Origin of the sequence: Pullulanibacillus sp. KACC 23026, from assembly GCF_029094525.1 — a bacterium.
Taxonomy (GTDB): domain Bacteria; phylum Bacillota; class Bacilli; order Bacillales; family Sporolactobacillaceae; genus KACC-23026.
The window spans coordinates 3,255,298-3,273,628 of the sequence record NZ_CP119107.1 but is presented as its reverse complement, the minus strand read 5'-3'; the positions used below and the strand labels follow the sequence as shown (position 1 = coordinate 3,273,628).

The following is an 18,331-nucleotide window of genomic DNA, read 5'->3' as shown; positions in this document are numbered from 1 at the left end:
GTTTCTGGGTCTTATTTCCAGAAAGGTGTTTCTTGATTCCTTGGGCATTCAGTACCTAGGTGTTAATGGACTTTTGACCAATGTATTGGCAATGCTTGCGTTAGTAGAAGGCGGTGTTGGAAGCAGTATTGTTTTCTACTTATATAGAGCATTGGCAACGAATAATCAATACAAAATAAAAGCCTTAATACGTTTATATAAAAAGACTTATATTCTATTATCAATCATTATCACGTTCTTAGGTATCATGCTATATCCATTTCTGCATTATTTTTTGAAAAGCGAATCCATGCCTCATATAGGTGTTGTTTATTTCCTTTTTATTGCAAGTAATATTGTGGGCTATTTAAATGCCCATAAAGTTGCACTCATATATGCTGATCAGAAAGGCTATATTTTAACTCGTATTAATTTTTTATTTAGTTTGTTTAGTATGATTTCAAAAATCGTCATCCTCTTAGTGACGAAAAGCTACATATTTTATTTAGCCTTTGATCTGCTCATTTTTATTGTGCAGAATCTTTGCAATGGAAGGCTTATCAATAACCGTTACACCTTTCTCAAAACTAAGGAGACAACTAAGATTAGTGAAGAAGAGCAGAAGGGTATTATAAGAAATGTGAAGGCTCTCTTCTTACACAACTTGGGCTCCTATATCGTGTTTGGAACGGATAATTTACTTATTTCCTATTTTATTGGTGTGAAAACGGTTGGAATCTATTCAAATTATATAATGATAATCAATCAACTCAGTGCTTTTATGACACCAATATTAGGAAGTATGGGGGCGAGTATCGGAAATCTTATTGCAACAGAGGATGAAAACAAAACGTATTCCATTTTTAAAGTCACCTACTTTGTTAACTTCTGGGTTTATTCAGTTGCGACGGTTTTTTTATTTAATTTATTAGATCCTTTTATTAGCTGGTGGCTGGGAAAACAATTTCTATTAGATCAAACCACCTTCTATCTAATCTTATTTAATTTTTATTTAACAGGTTTAAGAGGTTCAATATCAGCTTTTAAAGATAAATCGGGGGTCTTTTTACAAGATCGTTATGTTCCCCTTATTGAAGGAGCGATTAATCTAGTCGCTTCTATTATTTTGGTTAAAGACATGGGCCTATCGGGTATTTTCCTTGGGACAACAATTAGTACACTGGTGACCGTCTTTTGGGTGGTTCCCTATTTAACCTATAAGCATGTTTTCAAACGTTCCTCTCTTTCTTATTACTTAACCTATTCGTTTTATACGATTTTGTCGATTATCTCTATCTTTTTGACTAAACTCATTTGTCAGCACTGTGTTAAAGGATCTGATTTTTTTACTTTGATTGAAAAAGGGATCATCAGTTTGATTATTCCAAGTGTTTTGTATCTCTTTCTATTCTTCAAAAGTGATGAATTTAAATATTTAGCTCGAATTTTTATTGGGTTACTGCACAAGGTAAATGTCAAAAGAATTAAATTAGTCAAATCAAATCATTTTTAAGGAGTTTATAGGATGGAGCCGAAAATAAGTATTATTGTGCCAGCCTACAACATTGAAACTTACATTGAAAGATGCGTTGACTCTATTTTGAATCAGACGTTTTATGATTTAGAACTCATCATAGTTAATGATGGTTCTAAAGATAAAACAGGTGAAATTTGTGATGAAATCGCAGAACTCGACCAAAGAGTTAAGGTTGTCCACAAAAAAAATGGCGGTCCGGCCTCTGCAAGAAACCTTGGTATTGAGAAAGCAAAGGGTGAATTCATTGGATTTGTTGATGGAGACGATTATATCGATTTAGACATGTACGACTTATTATATAAATTAGCGGTTCAGTATGAAGCGGATCTGGTCGAGTGTGCGGTTAAAATGATTTGGAATGATCGGATCGAGGTAAAGGAAAATCACGGGGGAATTGAATCGGGGGATCACTTGTTTGCTATAAAAAGTCTGCTTGATTTCCCCATTCGTAATTGTCCCGTCAATAAATTATATAAGAGAGAGCTCTTTGCGAATTTACGATATCCCAATAAGCTATATGAGGATGGATTTATGGCTTATAAAATCTATTATCGAGCAAAGAAGTACGTCTATGTAGGAAAAGGGAAATATAATTATGTCCGAAGAGAAGGGAGTCGTATGGACCAACAAGGAACCTACTCGCTTCGAAACCTGGATGGGGTTGAATCCCAAGAAGAGCGGTATTATTTTTTGAAAGAACATGTCGAAGATCCTTATATCATAAAATTAGCCAGTTTTCGTTTTTTTAAAGACATTTACAACAATTATAGAAATCTGCAATTAAATAAGAAAGTAGATCCTCAAAAAAAATATAGAAATGAATTAAGACAGAAAATTGCTGAAAATGGAACTGAATTTTATGCTAATTTCCGTTTGAATGAATTTAAACCATATATAAAAATAGCTCACTTTCCCATTTTTCTTTTCGATATCTTATACCGATTTTATCGTTTTTACTTTAATTTTGTCTTAACTATAAAAAGGCCTCTTAGCAAATTAAAGCAGCGTTTCATTAGACCGGTTGCCGATTAATGAAGCATGGATTCAATAGGAACATTGTAGTAAAGGCTGGCTGAATAGGCCATCCTTTATTGATGTTATGAGTGACCATTTTGTTGTGAATGGACCTCTTTTTATAAGAAGTCCAGGGAGGAAGGTTAAAAGAATGGAAAAACGATTCGGGCAATTGGATTCCCTGCGTGGTATAGTTGCTGCTATTGTCATGTTTGCTCATATTTCACTAGTTTACAAAGTGACGCCACTTCTAATAACCCGTTTATTAACGTGGTCACCGTTAAGAGTATTTATAAATGGCGGTGGTGCTGTTATGTTTTTCTTTGTGTTAAGTGGTTTTGTGCTGTCATTACCTTTCTTAAATCAGAATAAGGTGCCTTATCTTCCTTATATAATAAAACGTATTTTCAGAATTTACCTGCCCTATATATTAGCCATTTGTGTGGCTTTTTCATTGGCTCTCTTGGTTTCTGGGAATATAAAAAGTGTTAGCTTGTTTTTGAACGGGGTATGGGATGCTAAGCCAATTGGGAAATACCTTCTTGAGCATTTAACTTTAATTGGTAACATCCATTCAAATGCTTATGATCCCGTCATTTGGTCACTCATTCATGAGATGCGTATATCTCTTATCTTTCCTCTAATTGTGCTTCTGGTCAAGAGAACCAAACTAAAAACAACCATTTCTATTTGTTTAGCTATGGCTATGGTAGGCGGGTTAAATAATAAATTTCACTTTGAGATTTCAAATGGTTATGCAACCACCTATTTTGATACGTTAAGAATGATTCCCGTTTTTGTTACAGGGGTCTTAATTGCTAAGCACCGACTGAAAATAATTTCGTTTTACAAAAGTCTCACTCTTATTACTAAAATACTCCTATTTGTTTTTTCACTGGTGATTTATAATTTTTCAGAAGTTTTGTTCCCTTTTATTATAAATCATGGTTTGCTTAATGCTTCTTTTCTTTTTAAAGAAATCGGTAATGGTATGGTGGATATAAATATTAGTCAATACGGTGAGATGCTAGGCGCAGCTGGGCTGATTCTATTTGCTTTAGGTTCTAACAGGGTTGAGAGGTTTTTATTAAAAGGACCTTTTGTTTTTTTAGGAAGGATCTCTTTTAGTCTATATCTTTATCATTTCATCGTGATTCTATTACTAGTTCACTTGTTTTACAGGTCCATTCCATTAACCTTGATTTTATTCGCGTCAATCTTCCTGAGTATTGGAGTGGCCAAATTAGCCTGGCTCTTTGTAGAGGTCCCTTGTATAAACATTGGTAAAGATTTATCAAGAAGGCTCGTAGAAGTTAAAAGAAGAAAGTATGCCAAAAGTGCTTAAGATGAGATGGGGGAAAGTGAGTGGAAAGAAATTATTCAATTGATTACATGAAATGTTTTCTAATGTTTCTCGTGGTCTGGTATCATGCGGCACCATCTGCAGCAAATGTAATAGGAATTAATCGAATATACTCGCATGACTTTATTCCATTAGTACCAAGGTTCGCCGTTTCTTTTTTCTTTGTGGTATCAGGTTTTTTATTTGGCAGAAAAGTAATAAATATTAAGGATATTTCTAGTTATACAAGAAAATATCTTTTGAAATTAATTAAATTGTTTGTGTCTTGGTACATTTTTTATTTTGCCTATGATGTGATTAATTGTATCATCCAGGCAAGATCGGCTGGGCAAGATGTTACAAAACAAATCATGATTTATGTTTACTCACAATTGAAGTTAATACCCATTTATTATGGTGATGCTCAAACATCCTACCAACTCTGGTATTTAACGGCCCTCATTTGGTCGGTCGTGATTTTGGTTATTTTTATCAGATTGAAAAAAGTGACGTTTTTATTGACCTTTAGTTTACTCTTAAATTTTATTGGCTTGTTTGGTCAGACCTACTCAGGATTATTCCATCTTCCTTTACAAACACGAGATGCTTTGTTTTATGGTCTGTTTTATACAACAATGGGTTATTATATGGCCATTCACTACAAATCAATGTTAAAACTATTAGAGAGATTTAAATTGTCTGATTTATTCCTTTTGTTTTTGGTTGTATCTTTTTTGGCTGTCATCGAAGAAGTGGTCACCATTGGTTTTCTAAATGGGGATACAGAAGGTGAAAATTATTTAATAAGTACCATACCTTTAACTATTATCCTATTTGGTATAACCATTAAGAAACAAAATTTCGGAGAGAAATCTTTCTTTACCAAAATAGGCAAAAACTCAGTAGGGATCTATGTTTCCCATACCTTTTTTGTGAGTTTGCTGGCAAGTACTATTAAATTAATAGGGTACTCTCCAACTCAACACTACCTCTTCTATCACCTTATTAGTTCCCTAGGTATCTTTGTTGTATCATATTACTTTTATAGTTTCTTGCAAGTAGTCAAAAAGAAATTTTCGTTTTATCTTAAACCCGATAAAATTGTAATTAAAAAGGAAACAGAATGGGTTTAAGGAAAATGTTCTATATATAGAAAGGTGGCTGTTAGAATTTTCAATGCCTGTGAGAATTAGCCTTCTTGACACACTTGGTGTTTATAACTTTAGTAGTCTTACTTTTGAAATTGAATAATTAGTTGAATGGACTATCTATTAGTGGAGTTTTTTTAATCCTTATCTAATCAAAAAAAATTTAAAAGGTGGAGATTGTATGATATTCAATTATGAAGCAGAATGCATGCCCCAAAGTAACATAAGAGAACTTCAATTAGAACGTCTAAAGCAGACTGTCAATAGGGTGTTTAATAATGTCCCTTTTTACAAGACAAAGTTTTTAGAGAAAGGAATCGAACCATCGCAGATTACGACATTAGAATCTATAAAACGGCTTCCATTTACAGTCAAACAAGATTTACGAGATCATTATCCATTTGGTCTTTTTGCAGTTGAACAGAAGGATATTATCAGATTACACGCTTCATCGGGAACAAAAGGAAAGCCAACACTTGTTGGGTATACCAAGAATGACCTTGATAACTGGTCAGAGTTGATGGCAAGAGCGTTTGCAGCAGCAGGTGGTGAACCTGGAATGGTAATGCATAATGCTGTTGGATATGGGATGTTTACGGGTGGACTTGGCTGTCATTATGGTTCAGAACGTTTAGGAATGACAACAGTACCGATTTCAGGTGGAAATACGGAAAGACAAATTTTAATGATAGAGGACCTAAAACCTACAATTATTAGTGGAACCCCTTCTTATGTTTTGAATATTGCGGAAACAATGGAGAAAATGGGGAAAGATCCAAAGGGGACATCCTTAAAGTACGGCTTGATGGGGGCTGAGCCTTGGTCACAAGAACTTAAATTAGAAATAGAGAAACGCATCGGAATAAAAGCGATGGACCTTTATGGATTAAGTGAAGTAATGGGGCCAGGAGTATCAAGTGAATGTCTTGAGGCTCAAAATGGATTGCATATTGCTGAAGATCACTTTTTTGTAGAAGTTATAGATCCGACTACTGGTGAAAATGTACCAGATGGTGTTGAAGGAGAACTAGTGATTACAAGTTTAACTAAAGAGGCTCTCCCAATCATTCGATATCGAACCGGAGATATCGCCACTTTATATAGAGAGCCATGTAGCTGTGGGAGAACGACTACTCGTATGTCTCGAGTTAAAGGAAGAATCGACGACATGTTAATTATAAGAGGGGTCAATGTTTTTCCATCCGAGATAGAAAGTACATTATTACAAATTGATGAACTAGCCCCGCACTATCAACTTGTTTTAACCAAAAACGGTGCTCTTGACCAAGTGACATTGTTTGTTGAGATTTCCAAGGAGAGATTTCAAAGGGGCATAGATAATAAAAATCTAATCTCTAAAATAGAAAAGCTTTTAAAGAGTCAATGTTTAGTCAATATAAGTGTTAGGATTCTTGAGCCAGAAAGTATCCCGCGATCAGAAGGAAAAGCCATAAGAGTGGTCGATAAGCGAAAAGAAGAACTTATTCCAATGTAAATTAACTTAGAAGAAGGATTTTTAATAAGGCTAACAGCAATAAGTGGGGGACAATGGGGGATAATTTAAATGGAAAAAAACTATATGATTGATTACTTTAAATTTTTTGGAATTTTGCTTGTGGTATGGTTTCATGCTGCTCCATTTATCCCCCAAACTACGGGGGGGTTAAACTCTTTATATTTCCAATATGCCATTCCTGTTCTACCAAGATTTGATGTATCCTATTTTTTTGTTATATCAGGATATTTGTATGGGAGAAAATTACGGATTTCTACATCGGGATATAAATATACCAAAAAATATGTGATTCGATTAATTAAGTTTTTTGTTGTATGGTATTTATTTTACTTTGCCTATGACGTATTAATGTGCATTTATTTATCAAGCATTCATGGACAATCGATAGCAGTTCAAGTTAAATCCTTCATCTGGTCCCAATTAAAATTAATTCCTATTTATTATGGCTACGGCAAAACTTCATATCAACTCTGGTATTTAACCGCATTAGTTTGGTCTGTTTTAATTTTATCTGCGTTTATAAAGTTTAAAAAAGTTTATTTTTTACTAGGATTAGGGCTTTTGTTTAATTTGATAGGGCTGTTTGGCCAAAGATATTCAGGAATCTATTATCTACCCGTTCCTACAAACGATTGTTTATTCTATGGATTGTTTTACACAACTTTAGGTTATCTTATAGCAGTTAATTATGAATGGATAATGGAGAAATTAAATCATGTAAAAAATATATCTCTTATATACCTTTTAATTCTGTTCTTCTTATTAGGATTGGCGGAAAACATCATTATGCTTGGTCCAATGAATGGGTACAAAGGTGAGAGTAACTATCAACTATGTACGATCCCATTAACAATAATAATAGTGTGCTTTGTCTTAAAAAATTCTAATCGGGGTAAAAGTTCCATCTTTACGAGAATTGGAGGTCAAACAGTTGGGATATACGTTACTCATGTATTGTTCTTAAGTATCATGACCAATTTTCTAACCCAATTAAATAGTGACTATTTACAATCAAGAATATGGTTTCATATTTTGATAACCCCAGTGATTTTTGTTTTATCCTATTATTTTTATATTTTTCTTCATTATTTTAAAGAGTTTATTAAAAAAATTGGTAGGCGACTAAGTGTGTTGAATCCAAAATCACTAAACTTTAAGGGGTCAAAACAAACATGAAAAGTAAGAGACAAAAAATTTTTCTAATTATAGGAGTTGTAATCGGTGTCTTTTTATTATCTATCGCGGGTTACGGCTTTTACCTTTACCATTCCGTCTCAAGTACTGCTGCTCATGTCTATAAGCCCTTAGATGGCGTTACGAGCGATCCCTTATCTAAACTATCCTCATCTAAGTTGTCGAGTAAGAAAAATTTAACTAAGGTAGCGGCATCGTCAAATGGCATAGCCCCTAATGCTATTAACATTCTCTTATTAGGTGTCGATGAAAGAGCAGGAGATAAGGGGAGGTCAGATACGATGATCGTTGCTTCCTTAAATCCAGAGAAGAAATCGATGATGTTAACCAGTATACCAAGGGATACGCGGGTCAAGATTGCTGGTCATTCTGGTTACAGCAAAATTAACGCTGCCTATTCCTATGGGAATGAATCATTGGCTGTTCAAACAGTAGAGAAATACTTAAATATCCCTATCTCTTATTATATAAAAGTAAATATGGAAGGTCTCTCTAGTCTAGTGAATGCCTTTGGAGGCGTTACCGTCAAAAATGATTTGGATTTCACTCAAAATAATTTTCATTATAAAATTGGGACTCTCCACTTAACTGGGGCAGAAGCCCTAGCCTATTCAAGAATGCGCTATGACGATCCACAAGGGGATTTCGGACGCAATGAGCGGCAGAGAGAAGTCATCGAATCTTTGTTAGATGAAGGGAAAAGCATTACAACCGTACCTAAAATAAATAAATTATTAGGTGTGGTAGGGAATAATGTAAAAACAAATCTTACGTTAAACGATATGAAGAAGCTCGCTACTAATTATAGACAATGCCGTCAATCGATCACTAATTATGAAGTTCAAGGAACTCCGAAATATCTTGATGGTGTGAGCTGGGTCCTTGTTTCCAATTCGGAATTCAACCACGTCCATCAAATGATCCTCAATTCATTAAAAGGTTGAGACTTTCGACTTACTCAAAATTCGATAAGTAGAATGTGGGAGGATCGGCTCTATAACAGGATTTTTCTGCCGTTATTTGTATAAAAAAGTCGTTTCTCATCACTATTTGACGATCGATAGTTCTTTTAATAGAACGGAAATGAAATTATAATAGAACTGTAATATAAGTGACGATAAAAAGGGTCGCTTGAAAGAAATGGGTGCGCGGATTGACCTAGTTTGGTTATGCTGGCGAACCTAGTCTTAGTATGTGAGACTGCTAGTGTAATAGAAGTGGGAGTGATCAATCATGTTAGCAAATCGCGAGACCATCCAAATGGTTTATCAGGTTGTTGAATCAAAGGGCTATATTGATATCGAAGCAACGGGAAGCAGTATGTCTCCTTTTATTCGCGACAAGGATAAATGCCGATTTATTCCTTTTAAGACGACGGACCTGGCTAAAGGTGATGTGATCCTATACATAAATGCGAATGGGGAGTTAATCGGGCACCGGTTTTATAAAATGACCAAAAATCCCGATGGAGTTAAGCAATATTGGTTAAAGGCAGATAATCAACCTGATTTTGATGAGCCTGTTCTGCAGGATCAGTTTATTGGCAGACTTTATGTTATTGAGCGCAAAGGGAGAATAATGGAGCCTAGTGATTTGGGGATGAGACTTTGGACGGCTCTCATTCTTAATGTGCCCTTTGTTCCAACCCTTTTGAAACGACTAGCTGATAAAAAACAGTATAAGACTCTGAGTAACTCAGGAAATGTCAGTTCGATCATGGAGAAAATAAACAAGTGAAGCCTATTGGTGTGAATGAATAATGAAGTCTGTTGCTTTTAAGTTGCCTTAAATGACTTGAGGCACTTCTTATGCTGTAGTAAATGCAACCGTATGATCTAAAGAAAGAGTCTCCTCATAGATGTTATTTTGCGTGGTCGATGATGAGAGAGGTAGGGAGAAGTCAATCCCTGCCTCTTTAAACAAGTGCGGATTACTCAAGTATTCTCCTCTGATGATTTGTTTGATCTCCCCATTGCGCTTCTAAACCTTCATTTTGAACAGTGAAAATCCCCTGTTTCAAGGTTCATCTTTAACGATTATGAATGGAAAATCTCCGAGTAAACATAATATTTTCTTCCCCAAAAAAATCATGGTAAGCTTAAGCGAGAATAGAAAAAGGAGTAAACCATTTGTGAAGACAGGATTGAAAGCAGCCTCGCTTGTTTTAATGATTTCGATGTTAACTGCATGCGGAACGGACCGTGACTCTAATGCTCCAAAGCTAACGAATCCAAAAAGTTCTACATCTCGAACCCATGAAGAAACCTCCACAGCGACCAACGCAAACGGAACGAATGGGTCGACAAAAGCGAGTGACTCAACTAGCTATTCAGAAAAGACTCCAATTAAAAGCGATTCGCCCGATTCCAAGACTGCCGAGTCTTCCAGCAGTAAGATAAGCTCTAAAAGTGATTCTGCATCGGGTATTCAGGTTGTGAAGGATCCGACTTCAATAACAGTACTAGTGAATAAAACACACAAGCTTCCGGACGGCTATGTGCCTCCACATCTTGTTTATCCGAAAGTGGCGTTTCCTTATTCGGATTTAATTGAGAAGCGAATGATGCGCGATGTGGCTGCCAAGGCGCTTGAATCCATGTTTGCTGCGGCTAAGAATGATGGGATCGTGCTTTATGGTGAATCGGGGTATCGGTCCTATATACGACAAGAATCCGTTTATGCCTATAATGTTAAAACAAAAGGGAAAGCACAAGCTTCCATTGTCAGTGCATACCCAGGAACAAGTGAGCACCAGACAGGACTCGCTATGGATATAACAGCAGCCGATGTTCAGGATGATTTAGTTCAGGCCTTTGGGAGTGAGCCAGAAGGAAAATGGGTGGCTAAGCATGCTCATGAATATGGCTTTATCATTCGGTATCCTAAGGGGAAAGAATCAATAACGGGTTATGAATATGAACCTTGGCATATTCGCTACGTAGGTGTCAAAGCCGCTACCTATATTTATGAGCACCATTTGACACTTGAAGAATATGCGACCCAAAAGGAAAATTCGTGAGTTTGGCTAAACGAAGTTGTTAAATTGAACCTTTCTAATTAATGCCTGCCAGAAAAAATGACCCTTTGCATTTTATAAAAAGCCCCCTTGGAAAACCAAGGGGGCTATTCGTTTACGGCTCAAAAAGATGTTCATAGGGTCGAAGTGAAACATGATGTTTGATTAAGGTTTGACGCAAGAATTTGTGGTCACGTTTTGGTGTTGCCTTGATGTATCCCTCAATGATGATGGCTTCGGTTAATTGCTTGGCCCGTTTCTGAAGCGCTACTTCCCCAATTTTTCCTGCTATTTTATCTCTGGCGACGTCTCTAAACAAAGAGGGGACAGGCGTAACGAGTTCTTCAAGAAAAGCAAGCTGTTCTTTAGACCATAGATGGCGGGTTTGTTTAATATAATCGTTCTGCCAATCTAAGATCGATTTGCCATCTTCTTTTGGAAGGCTTTTCAAGAATTTGCGAAACATGAAGTAGCCGCCAATTCCCATCATCACGAGAAAAAAAACAGACCACAGAACAATAAATAGCATAAAATAGGAGTTCATCATTCTCATACACCCCGCAATTTCCCAATTACTAATATTATAAAAGGGAAACTCTTGGAGTAGCAAGAATTTTGTGTGAAAAACAATTTTTCGGGAAAGAGGTGAGGGTGAGACTCATCTCGTGCACAAGAATGCAATGTGGACAGCCAAACAGTGTTCACACACAGATTAAGTGGTCTAAGTTAAAAAAGTGATGATGAGCCCAAACGCACTGCGAGTACACGCTTTGTCTCTTACTGCCCCTGTTGCTGGTTAACGATTTGTGCCTGTGCTAGGGCTGTTTGTGCTTGCTCCAGGGCTTGGGCTGCTTTCTGATAGTTTTGTTGTTGCTGCTGTTGTTGTTGGTTGAGCAGTTGTTGCTGAATAGGGGATTGACTTTGTACCCCCTGGGCTTGTTGAAGGACTTTCTGCGCTTCTTGCAATTGGGTTTCGGCCTGTTGCATTTGATTTGTGTCACCTGAATTTATGGCGGCTTGAACAGCTGCTTGAGCAGCAGCTACAGCTTGAAGCGCCTGAGTAATTTGTTGCGATGGGGCCATCCTAATACCTCCAATGAACCTCTATAATGGTTAATTCAGATAGTGTTAGCGTGTGTTCCTTCCCTCATTTTATACATAGTCTTCTTGTTCTGATTTAAGTGGTTTTGAATGGAATATAGGACTTTAGAATGTTACAATTAAGAATGGTCTTGTTTCTCAGGTTAAATTTGGCGTATAAAATAGAGGGGGCTAACTTAATTGAAGAGGAAAGTCATTATTTTATCCGCCGATTATGGAGAGGGTCATGCTCAGGTTTCTCGAGCTCTGAACGAAGAACTGACATCCATTGGGATGCTAGAGGTTAAGACGCTTAATCTGATGAATCAATCCCATCCTGTTATTGATTATCTGTCACGTCAATTTTATCTGCAAAGCTATACTCACTTTTCTGCTATTTATGGATGGCTATATAATAGTACGAAATATTTGCCGCTCACATCAAAGCGGGCCAGGATGCTGCACTCTTTTGGTATACATAGAATGAAACAGTTATTAGAGGAAGAGGAACCGGACCTCCTCATTCATACATTTCCTGGGTCAGCCGCTTCTGAGCTCAAAAGAAAGGGTGAGCTTTCTCTTCCGATTTTCTCTGTCATTACGGATTTTTCTTTTCACCAAAGATGGATACATCCGGAAATTGACCGTTATTTTGTCCCCACAGAAGAATTAAAAGAGGAGATTATTCGTGCGGGTGAACCGGCTGATAAGGTAATCGTCAGCGGAATTCCCATTCGAGAAAGCTTTGAAATTCTAAGTTCCAAAGAAACTCTGTTTGAAAAATATCAGTTATCTCCTGATAAGAAAATGGTGTTAATTTTGGCTGGAGCCTATGGCGTATCGAAAGACATTAAGTCGATGTGTGAGGGATTAAGAAAAGATGCTTCACTTCAAACGATCGTCATCTGTGGTAAAAACAGCGAATTGAAGGACGAAATGGCTCAAAAATACGCCGATGCTCCTAATATCCGGATTATGGGATATGTCAATACGCTTCATGAGCTCATGCAGCTTGCGACAGGAATGGTGACGAAATCAGGCGGTGTCACTCTCTCAGAGGCACTTGCATGCGGCTGTCCCCTTCTCATTCTGCCCCCTGTCTCAGGTCAAGAAGAAGAGAATGCAAAGTATTTGCAGCGGGAAGGCGCTGCCAAAATTTTGACTCATGAAACGGACATGGCCAATCAAGTCGAGCTCTATTTAAATGATTCGCCTTGTCTAAAAGAAATGCATGAGAACAGTCTAAGGATCAGGAAAATGGGAGCGACAAAACGTATAGCCCAAGAAATTATCGATTTTTTTAATCACCCAGTTTCCTAGATTTACCACTCAACCCGTAAAGCCACCTTTATGTATATAAAACATGTATACTTGGTCGGTCGTGCTAAATGTAAGTTTTGACAAGAAGGAGGGGGGAGCATGATTGTCACGGGTCTTATTGTACTCATTATTATTGTTTTATGTTTGACTTATAAGAAATGGTTCCTGCCATTATGGTTGGGATACGAACATATTTTTCAAAAATTATTTCATCTCAAAACCATTGATGAAGAGAATCCTTTTTTTCACTATCGAGTGCGTCCTTTTAAAGGTCGTCCGATTCAAATGACAAATGGGGATCAGCTGAGAAAGGGAGATCTAGTTTTTGAACTTCATTTTGATAATGATCGTCTTTATCAGCTTGGCTCGGAATCGCAGTCGTATGTTCAATTGGCGATCAAGCTGATTCGATTGGCTCAGAAACAGCTTCCTCTAGTGGATGATTTACTTAAACAACCTGAGTTTAAAGAAGTCAAAGCCGTTTACGGAATTTCTATGATTAATCGCGGCGTCAAGCAAATGGGCTTTCAAGTGGTGGATATGACAAAAGGCCTTATGTATTATTTTACGTTAATGTATCTGCGCTTTTTAGTTGGGGTAATCCATCCAAGCGGGCGCGAGCGTTTAAAACTCAATCCGGAAGATTTGGTACCGAAAATTATGATTCGTCCTGCTTCTGAGACCTTTACTATAAACAAATCGGCGCGTGAGAAGAAGAAAAAGACGTCGACCTCTGTTTCACCCATATAATCCATAATAAAAGGACATCACCTAGGTGATGTCCTTTCGCCATTTTATAATTGTTTATTGTTGAGAGTATCCGCCAAACTGTTGTTGAGCTTGAGCAACGAGACGTTTAGTGATTTCGCCACCTACAGACCCGTTTGCACGAGAAGTTGTATCAGCACCAAGTTGTACACCAAATTCTTGAGCGATTTCTTGCTTCATTTGATCCAATGCTTGTTCTACACCTGGAACTAAGATTTGATTACTGTTGTTTGACATTTGAAATTCACTCCTTTGGTTGATGTACTACTAGTATGTGTCTTTTTTATAAGCGTATTCTGGTAAGTGTTTCCACTGTTTTAATGATATAATGAATTCAAAAAATGAAGAGTGGAATAAAGAGAGGTGGTCGTTTTTGTCAGCCAAAACAAATGCTTGTCGTGTGTTGGATAAGAATCACATTGCCTATAGTCTTCATGAGTATGAATGGAAGGAGGAGGAACTAGACGCTGTAACGGTTGCAGCGAAATTAGGCCTTTTTCCATCCCATATTTTTAAAACGCTTGTCTTGCGCGGTGATAAAACCGGAATTTTAATGGCGTGTATCCCAGGTGATAAAGAATTGGATCTAAAAGCGCTCGCCAATTTCAGTGGGAACAAAAAAGTTGAAATGGTTGCGGTTAAAGAAATTCAAGGGTTAACAGGTTACATCCGAGGGGGCGTATCGCCGCTTGGTGTGAAAAAGGCTTATCCTTTATATCTAGACCAATCCATTGAACCGCTTGACCCAATCAGTATAAGTGCAGGAAAAAGAGGCCAACAGATCTTTTTAAAGGGAGTCGATCTTATTAAAGTGACTCAAGGTACAACGGGATCCTTCACAAAATAAAACCTGTCAGTTGAAAAGGCTGACAGGTTGTTTTCTTGTACGATTAATTGGTGATCCTTGTAAAGACTGAAATAGCCCGTTTAAGAAAATCAGCTAAGCCGGGCTGTTCTTTATCATAATAAGCTTTAAAACGCTCATCTTGAACATAAATTTGGGCAAGACCGGCATGCGCTTTTTTTTGAATAGGTTGGCCAATAGCATTCCAGCCATTGTTTGTGAAGAACAGCTGCCTCTTGAGCAAGAAGGCCTCCCGGATTCCCGGTTTTAAAAGCTTCTTTTAGCTTTTGCAACATTTCCTGCTCAAGGGACTTCGCGTGTTCATGCTCTTCGGGTGTTTGGTTGAGCCATTTCTCATTCGCCTGGTTGACAACATCGTCTCCGAAGCTTTCTCGGATTTCGACTCCATAAGTGGCTTCATTTTGTTCAACCATTTGTTTCTTAAACCCTTCGAACTTCTCCTTATCATTCATCGTCTCACGTCCTTTCATGGATCTAAGTGTTTTCTCAACATTATTAATCAAGCGGTCAAGGGAGCTTCTTTGTTGTAAAAGCTGTTCGCGATGCTGCAGGAGGGCTGATTGCCTATCAAATGTCGGTTGATTGATGATGGAAGCAATTGTTTTTAAATCAAAGCCAAGTTCTTTATAGAAGAGGATATCCTGTAATCGATCAACCTGCTCGGGCCCATATAAACGATAACCCGCAGGATTTCTCATGACAGGTTTTAAAAGGTTAATGTCATCATAATACCTTAAGGTTCTAGTACTAATATCGGCGAGCTTGGCGAGTTCTTGAATCGTATACATCCTCACACTCCCTTTACAGCTATAGTTTAGTCCTTTACGTTGCGTCAATGTCAATTAAGAAATTTTAAAATCAAAAACAAATCAACTTATTGTTCGGAAAATTGTGATATAAATTTATTAGGAATTTATGTCTAGATAAAAAGATGAGGTTTAATGAAATGACATTAATAACAGAAACCGTGATTGATGGCATTCCTGTTTTACATAGCTGTCCCCCTGACAAAACGGGGACGTTGCCTACGGTGTTTATTTATCATGGCTGGGCATCAAGTAAAGAAGCGTATCGGTTAATGGGCACTCTTTTAAGTGCATTAGGGTATCAAGTTATTTTACCGGACCTGCCTAAGCATGGGGGACGCTATGAGGAAAAAGACCTCCAGAAAGAGTTTTGGTCGATTATTTTTTCAGCTGTTGAGGAGTTCGCTCTCTTGCTTCGCTATACGAAGGCGCATTGGCAGGTCGATCCCAGAATAACAGCTGTGTTGGGAAGTTCAGCAGGCGGGTTGGTTGTCTCGGGGATTTTTGCTCATTTTCCAGAAATCTATGGGTTAATCGCAGCAAATGGATCAGGAGCCTGGGAGGAAGCCGAGCGTTTATTCCGAGAACTTGATGGTCGTACAACTGCGACAGAAGAGGAAATGAAGCCCATAAGAGAAAAAGACCCCGTTTCCCGTTTGAAAACCTTACCTTTAAGGCCTGTCCTTCTTCAGCATGGCAGCTCCGATTCAATCGTCCCAATTGGAGGTACTAAGTATTTTTATGAGGCGTTACGCGATGTTTATAAAGCCCGGCACGAGCTTATCACTTATCAAGAAATTCCGCGGCTGGATCATTACATCAGTTTAGGGATGCTAGGAGAGATGGTTGATTGGCTTAACCTGCATCTTAAAGGCGAGAGTTGCTCATGAATGAATGGAAAACAGAGGCAGAAGAAGCGATTCAAGAGACTGATTTAAAAGAGCTTATTAAGAATTTAGAGAAACACTCGACAAAACATGCAGGTACAGCCCCAGCCAAGATTAAATAAGGAAATCAAAGGTGGAAGATCTATTCCCATTTATAAAAAGCCTTATGAACGCCAAAAAGAGGGAGTGGGGCAGCCGGAAAGGCGTTCATCAAGGGGATGAACGCCAAAATGAGTGGATGAGGCAGCCGAAAGGGCGTTCATCAAAGGGATGAACGCCAAAATGAGTGGATGAGGCAGCCGGAAAGGCGTTCATCAAAGGGATGAACGCCAAAATGAGTGGATGAGGCAGCCGAAAGGGCGTTTCATCGAGGGTATGAACGCCAAAATAGGGTTGAGAGTAGGTAAGAATGGCGTTCATCAAGGGTATGAACGCCAAAAAGAGGGTTGAGAGCAGGCAAGAATGGCGTTTATCGACGGGATGAACGCCAAAAAGAGGGAGTGGGGCAGCTGGAAGGGCGTTCATCAAGGGTATGAACGCCAAAATAGGGTTGAGAGCAGGCAAGAATGGCGTTCATCAAGGGTATGAACGCCAAAATGAGTGGATGAGACAGTCGAAAGGGCGTTCATCAAGGGTATGAACGCCAAAAGAGGTCTGAGAGCAGGCAAGAGGGGCGTTCATCGAGGGTATGAACGCCAAAAAGAGGGAGTGGGGCAGCTGGAAAGGCGTTCATCAAGGGGATGAACGCCAAAATGAGTGGATGAGGCAGCCGAAAGGGCGTTCATCGAGGGTATGAACGCCAAAATAGGGTTGAGAGCAGGCAAGAAGGGCGTTCATCAAGGGGATGAACGCCAAAAAGAGGGAGTGGGGCAGCTGGAAAGGCGTTCATCAAGGGGATGAACGCCAAAATGAGTGGATGAGGCAGCCGAAAGGGCGTTTCATCGAGGGTATGAACGCCAAAATAGGGTTGAGAGTAGGTAAGAATGGCGTTCATCAAGGGTATGAACGCCAAAAAGAGGGTTGAGAGCAGGCAAGAATGGCGTTTATCGACGGGATGAACGCCAAAAAGAGGGAGTGGGGCAGCTGGAAGGGCGTTCATCAAGGGTATGAACGCCAAAATAGGGTTGAGAGCAGGCAAGAATGGCGTTCATCAAGGGTATGAACGCCAAAATGAGTGGATGAGACAGTCGAAAGGGCGTTCATCAAGGGTATGAACGCCAAAAGAGGTCTGAGAGCAGGCAAGAGGGGCGTTCATCGAGGGTATGAACGCCAAAAAGAGGGAGTGGGGCAGCTGGAAAGGCGTTCATCAAGGGGATGAACGCCAAAATGAGTGGATGAGGCAGCCGAAAGGGCGTTCATCGAGGGTATGAACGCCAAAATAGGGTTGAGAGTAGATAAGAATGGCGTTCATCAAGGGGGATGAACGCCAAAATGAGTGGATGAGACAGTCGAAAGGGCGTTCATCAAGGGTATGAACGCCAAAAGAGGTCTGAGAGCAGGCAAGAGGGGCGTTCATCGAGGGTATGAACGCCAAAAAGAGGGAGTGGGGCAGCTGGAAAGGCGTTCATCAAGGGGATGAACGCCAAAATGAGTGGATGAGGCAGCCGAAAGGGCGTTCATCGAGGGTATGAACGCCAAAATAGGGTTGAGAGTAGATAAGAATGGCGTTCATCAAGGGGGATGAACGCCAAAATGAGTGGATGAGGCAGCCGAAATGGCGTTCATCAAGGGTATGAACGCCAAAATAGGGTTGAGAGCAGTCAAGAGGGGCGTTCATCAAGGGGATGAACGCCAAAATGAGTGGATGAGACAGCCGGAAAGGCGTTCATCAAGGGGATGAACGCCAAAAAGAGGGAGTG

22 protein-coding genes and 1 pseudogene are annotated in these 18,331 nt (G+C 38.8%); 19 read left to right on the top strand and 4 right to left on the bottom strand.

Features of this window, described 5'->3' with window-relative positions:
* Nucleotides 1-40: 40 nt before the first annotated feature.
* From PU629_RS15225 to PU629_RS15185, 9 genes are all read left to right on the top strand, one after another.
* A complete protein-coding gene (locus PU629_RS15225; RefSeq protein WP_275280910.1) occupies nucleotides 41-1,492 on the top strand; it encodes a lipopolysaccharide biosynthesis protein in 1,452 nt (483 codons plus the stop codon).
* 12 nt (nucleotides 1,493-1,504) lie between these two features.
* Nucleotides 1,505-2,548 (top strand): glycosyltransferase family 2 protein, encoded by a 1,044-nt coding sequence (locus PU629_RS15220; RefSeq protein WP_275280909.1) that lies wholly within the window; start codon nucleotides 1,505-1,507, stop codon nucleotides 2,546-2,548.
* A gap of 133 nt (nucleotides 2,549-2,681) precedes the next feature.
* Nucleotides 2,682-3,875: an acyltransferase family protein gene (locus tag PU629_RS15215; protein ID WP_275280908.1), complete on the top strand. Its 1,194-nt coding sequence runs from the start codon at nucleotides 2,682-2,684 to the stop codon at nucleotides 3,873-3,875.
* A 62-nt stretch (nucleotides 3,876-3,937) separates the two neighbouring features.
* Nucleotides 3,938-5,005 (top strand): acyltransferase family protein, encoded by a 1,068-nt coding sequence (locus PU629_RS15210; protein WP_275280907.1) that lies wholly within the window; start codon nucleotides 3,938-3,940, stop codon nucleotides 5,003-5,005.
* 196 nt (nucleotides 5,006-5,201) lie between these two features.
* Nucleotides 5,202-6,515: a phenylacetate--CoA ligase family protein gene (locus PU629_RS15205; protein ID WP_275280906.1), complete on the top strand. Its 1,314-nt coding sequence runs from the start codon at nucleotides 5,202-5,204 to the stop codon at nucleotides 6,513-6,515.
* Nucleotides 6,516-6,584: 69 nt separating this feature from the next.
* Nucleotides 6,585-7,712 carry an acyltransferase family protein gene (locus PU629_RS15200; protein WP_275280905.1) on the top strand — a complete coding sequence of 376 codons (1,128 nt, stop codon included), beginning with the start codon at nucleotides 6,585-6,587 and terminating at the stop codon, nucleotides 7,710-7,712.
* Nucleotides 7,709-8,674, top strand: a complete 966-nt coding sequence (locus tag PU629_RS15195) for an LCP family glycopolymer transferase (protein WP_275280904.1) — start codon at nucleotides 7,709-7,711, stop codon at nucleotides 8,672-8,674. The genes PU629_RS15200 and PU629_RS15195 overlap by 4 nt, the downstream gene beginning before the upstream one ends.
* Before the next feature lie 289 nt (nucleotides 8,675-8,963).
* The gene (locus PU629_RS15190; protein WP_275280903.1) at nucleotides 8,964-9,467 is read left to right on the top strand and encodes a S24/S26 family peptidase; all 504 of its coding nucleotides are present in this window, start codon (nucleotides 8,964-8,966) and stop codon (nucleotides 9,465-9,467) included.
* Nucleotides 9,468-9,861: 394 nt separating this feature from the next.
* Nucleotides 9,862-10,749, top strand: a complete 888-nt coding sequence (locus PU629_RS15185) for a M15 family metallopeptidase (RefSeq protein WP_275280902.1) — start codon at nucleotides 9,862-9,864, stop codon at nucleotides 10,747-10,749.
* Nucleotides 10,750-10,861: 112 nt separating this feature from the next.
* Here PU629_RS15185 and PU629_RS15180 read toward each other — a convergent pair whose 3' ends face one another.
* Nucleotides 10,862-11,293, bottom strand: a complete 432-nt coding sequence (locus PU629_RS15180) for a DUF2621 family protein (protein ID WP_275280901.1) — start codon at nucleotides 11,291-11,293, stop codon at nucleotides 10,862-10,864.
* A 230-nt stretch (nucleotides 11,294-11,523) separates the two neighbouring features.
* On the bottom strand, nucleotides 11,524-11,829 hold the full coding sequence (locus tag PU629_RS15175; protein WP_275280900.1) for a hypothetical protein: 306 nt from the start codon (nucleotides 11,827-11,829) through the stop codon (nucleotides 11,524-11,526).
* Nucleotides 11,830-12,027: 198 nt separating this feature from the next.
* Between PU629_RS15175 and PU629_RS15170 the strand changes: the two genes are divergently transcribed.
* A complete protein-coding gene (locus PU629_RS15170) occupies nucleotides 12,028-13,146 on the top strand; it encodes an MGDG synthase family glycosyltransferase (protein WP_275280899.1) in 1,119 nt (372 codons plus the stop codon).
* Nucleotides 13,147-13,245: 99 nt separating this feature from the next.
* Nucleotides 13,246-13,896, top strand: a complete 651-nt coding sequence (locus PU629_RS15165; protein WP_275280898.1) for a YkoP family protein — start codon at nucleotides 13,246-13,248, stop codon at nucleotides 13,894-13,896.
* 54 nt (nucleotides 13,897-13,950) lie between these two features.
* Here PU629_RS15165 and PU629_RS15160 read toward each other — a convergent pair whose 3' ends face one another.
* Nucleotides 13,951-14,151: an alpha/beta-type small acid-soluble spore protein gene (locus tag PU629_RS15160; protein ID WP_275280897.1), complete on the bottom strand. Its 201-nt coding sequence runs from the start codon at nucleotides 14,149-14,151 to the stop codon at nucleotides 13,951-13,953.
* A gap of 136 nt (nucleotides 14,152-14,287) precedes the next feature.
* Between PU629_RS15160 and ybaK the strand changes: the two genes are divergently transcribed.
* The gene (ybaK, locus tag PU629_RS15155; protein WP_275280896.1) at nucleotides 14,288-14,761 is read left to right on the top strand and encodes a Cys-tRNA(Pro) deacylase; all 474 of its coding nucleotides are present in this window, start codon (nucleotides 14,288-14,290) and stop codon (nucleotides 14,759-14,761) included.
* Between the two features lie 43 nt (nucleotides 14,762-14,804).
* Here the strand turns inward: ybaK and PU629_RS15150 are convergent.
* Nucleotides 14,805-15,567, bottom strand: a pseudogene (locus PU629_RS15150) (MerR family transcriptional regulator).
* Nucleotides 15,568-15,725: 158 nt separating this feature from the next.
* On the opposite strand from PU629_RS15150, the gene PU629_RS15145 reads away from it, so the two are divergent.
* The 7 genes from PU629_RS15145 (at nucleotide 15,726) to PU629_RS15115 (ending at nucleotide 18,312) form a co-directional block, all read left to right on the top strand.
* A complete protein-coding gene (locus PU629_RS15145; RefSeq protein WP_275280895.1) occupies nucleotides 15,726-16,475 on the top strand; it encodes an alpha/beta fold hydrolase in 750 nt (249 codons plus the stop codon).
* Nucleotides 16,472-16,594, top strand: a complete 123-nt coding sequence (locus PU629_RS15140) for a hypothetical protein (protein ID WP_275280894.1) — start codon at nucleotides 16,472-16,474, stop codon at nucleotides 16,592-16,594. Before PU629_RS15145 ends, PU629_RS15140 begins: the two co-directional genes overlap by 4 nt.
* An 11-nt stretch (nucleotides 16,595-16,605) precedes the next feature.
* Entirely contained in the window at nucleotides 16,606-16,746 is a 141-nt protein-coding gene (locus PU629_RS15135) for a hypothetical protein (protein ID WP_275280893.1), read from the top strand.
* Between the two features lie 188 nt (nucleotides 16,747-16,934).
* The gene (locus PU629_RS15130; RefSeq protein WP_275280886.1) at nucleotides 16,935-17,060 is read left to right on the top strand and encodes a hypothetical protein; all 126 of its coding nucleotides are present in this window, start codon (nucleotides 16,935-16,937) and stop codon (nucleotides 17,058-17,060) included.
* A 256-nt stretch (nucleotides 17,061-17,316) separates the two neighbouring features.
* Complete coding sequence (locus PU629_RS15125) at nucleotides 17,317-17,496, top strand: hypothetical protein (protein WP_275280889.1); 180 nt, start codon at nucleotides 17,317-17,319, stop codon at nucleotides 17,494-17,496.
* A gap of 12 nt (nucleotides 17,497-17,508) precedes the next feature.
* A complete protein-coding gene (locus PU629_RS15120; protein ID WP_275280886.1) occupies nucleotides 17,509-17,634 on the top strand; it encodes a hypothetical protein in 126 nt (41 codons plus the stop codon).
* A 552-nt stretch (nucleotides 17,635-18,186) separates the two neighbouring features.
* On the top strand, nucleotides 18,187-18,312 hold the full coding sequence (locus tag PU629_RS15115) for a hypothetical protein (protein WP_275280891.1): 126 nt from the start codon (nucleotides 18,187-18,189) through the stop codon (nucleotides 18,310-18,312).
* The last annotated feature ends 19 nt before the right edge of the window (nucleotides 18,313-18,331 follow it).

Coding starts and splice junctions, on each gene's coding strand:
- PU629_RS15130 (WP_275280886.1), top strand. CDS start 16,935: ATGGCGTTTATCGACGGGATGAACGCCAAAAAGAGGGAGTGGGGCAGC.
- PU629_RS15125 (WP_275280889.1), top strand. CDS start 17,317: ATGAACGCCAAAAAGAGGGAGTGGGGCAGCTGGAAAGGCGTTCATCAA.
- PU629_RS15195 (WP_275280904.1), top strand. CDS start 7,709: ATGAAAAGTAAGAGACAAAAAATTTTTCTAATTATAGGAGTTGTAATC.
- PU629_RS15180 (WP_275280901.1), bottom strand. CDS start 11,293: ATGATGAACTCCTATTTTATGCTATTTATTGTTCTGTGGTCTGTTTTT.
- PU629_RS15160 (WP_275280897.1), bottom strand. CDS start 14,151: ATGTCAAACAACAGTAATCAAATCTTAGTTCCAGGTGTAGAACAAGCA.
- PU629_RS15205 (WP_275280906.1), top strand. CDS start 5,202: ATGATATTCAATTATGAAGCAGAATGCATGCCCCAAAGTAACATAAGA.
- PU629_RS15220 (WP_275280909.1), top strand. CDS start 1,505: ATGGAGCCGAAAATAAGTATTATTGTGCCAGCCTACAACATTGAAACT.
- PU629_RS15175 (WP_275280900.1), bottom strand. CDS start 11,829: ATGGCCCCATCGCAACAAATTACTCAGGCGCTTCAAGCTGTAGCTGCT.
- PU629_RS15140 (WP_275280894.1), top strand. CDS start 16,472: ATGAATGAATGGAAAACAGAGGCAGAAGAAGCGATTCAAGAGACTGAT.
- PU629_RS15165 (WP_275280898.1), top strand. CDS start 13,246: ATGATTGTCACGGGTCTTATTGTACTCATTATTATTGTTTTATGTTTG.
- PU629_RS15215 (WP_275280908.1), top strand. CDS start 2,682: ATGGAAAAACGATTCGGGCAATTGGATTCCCTGCGTGGTATAGTTGCT.
- PU629_RS15200 (WP_275280905.1), top strand. CDS start 6,585: ATGGAAAAAAACTATATGATTGATTACTTTAAATTTTTTGGAATTTTG.
- PU629_RS15190 (WP_275280903.1), top strand. CDS start 8,964: ATGTTAGCAAATCGCGAGACCATCCAAATGGTTTATCAGGTTGTTGAA.
- PU629_RS15115 (WP_275280891.1), top strand. CDS start 18,187: ATGGCGTTCATCAAGGGTATGAACGCCAAAATAGGGTTGAGAGCAGTC.
- PU629_RS15120 (WP_275280886.1), top strand. CDS start 17,509: ATGGCGTTTATCGACGGGATGAACGCCAAAAAGAGGGAGTGGGGCAGC.
- PU629_RS15145 (WP_275280895.1), top strand. CDS start 15,726: ATGACATTAATAACAGAAACCGTGATTGATGGCATTCCTGTTTTACAT.
- PU629_RS15210 (WP_275280907.1), top strand. CDS start 3,938: ATGTTTCTCGTGGTCTGGTATCATGCGGCACCATCTGCAGCAAATGTA.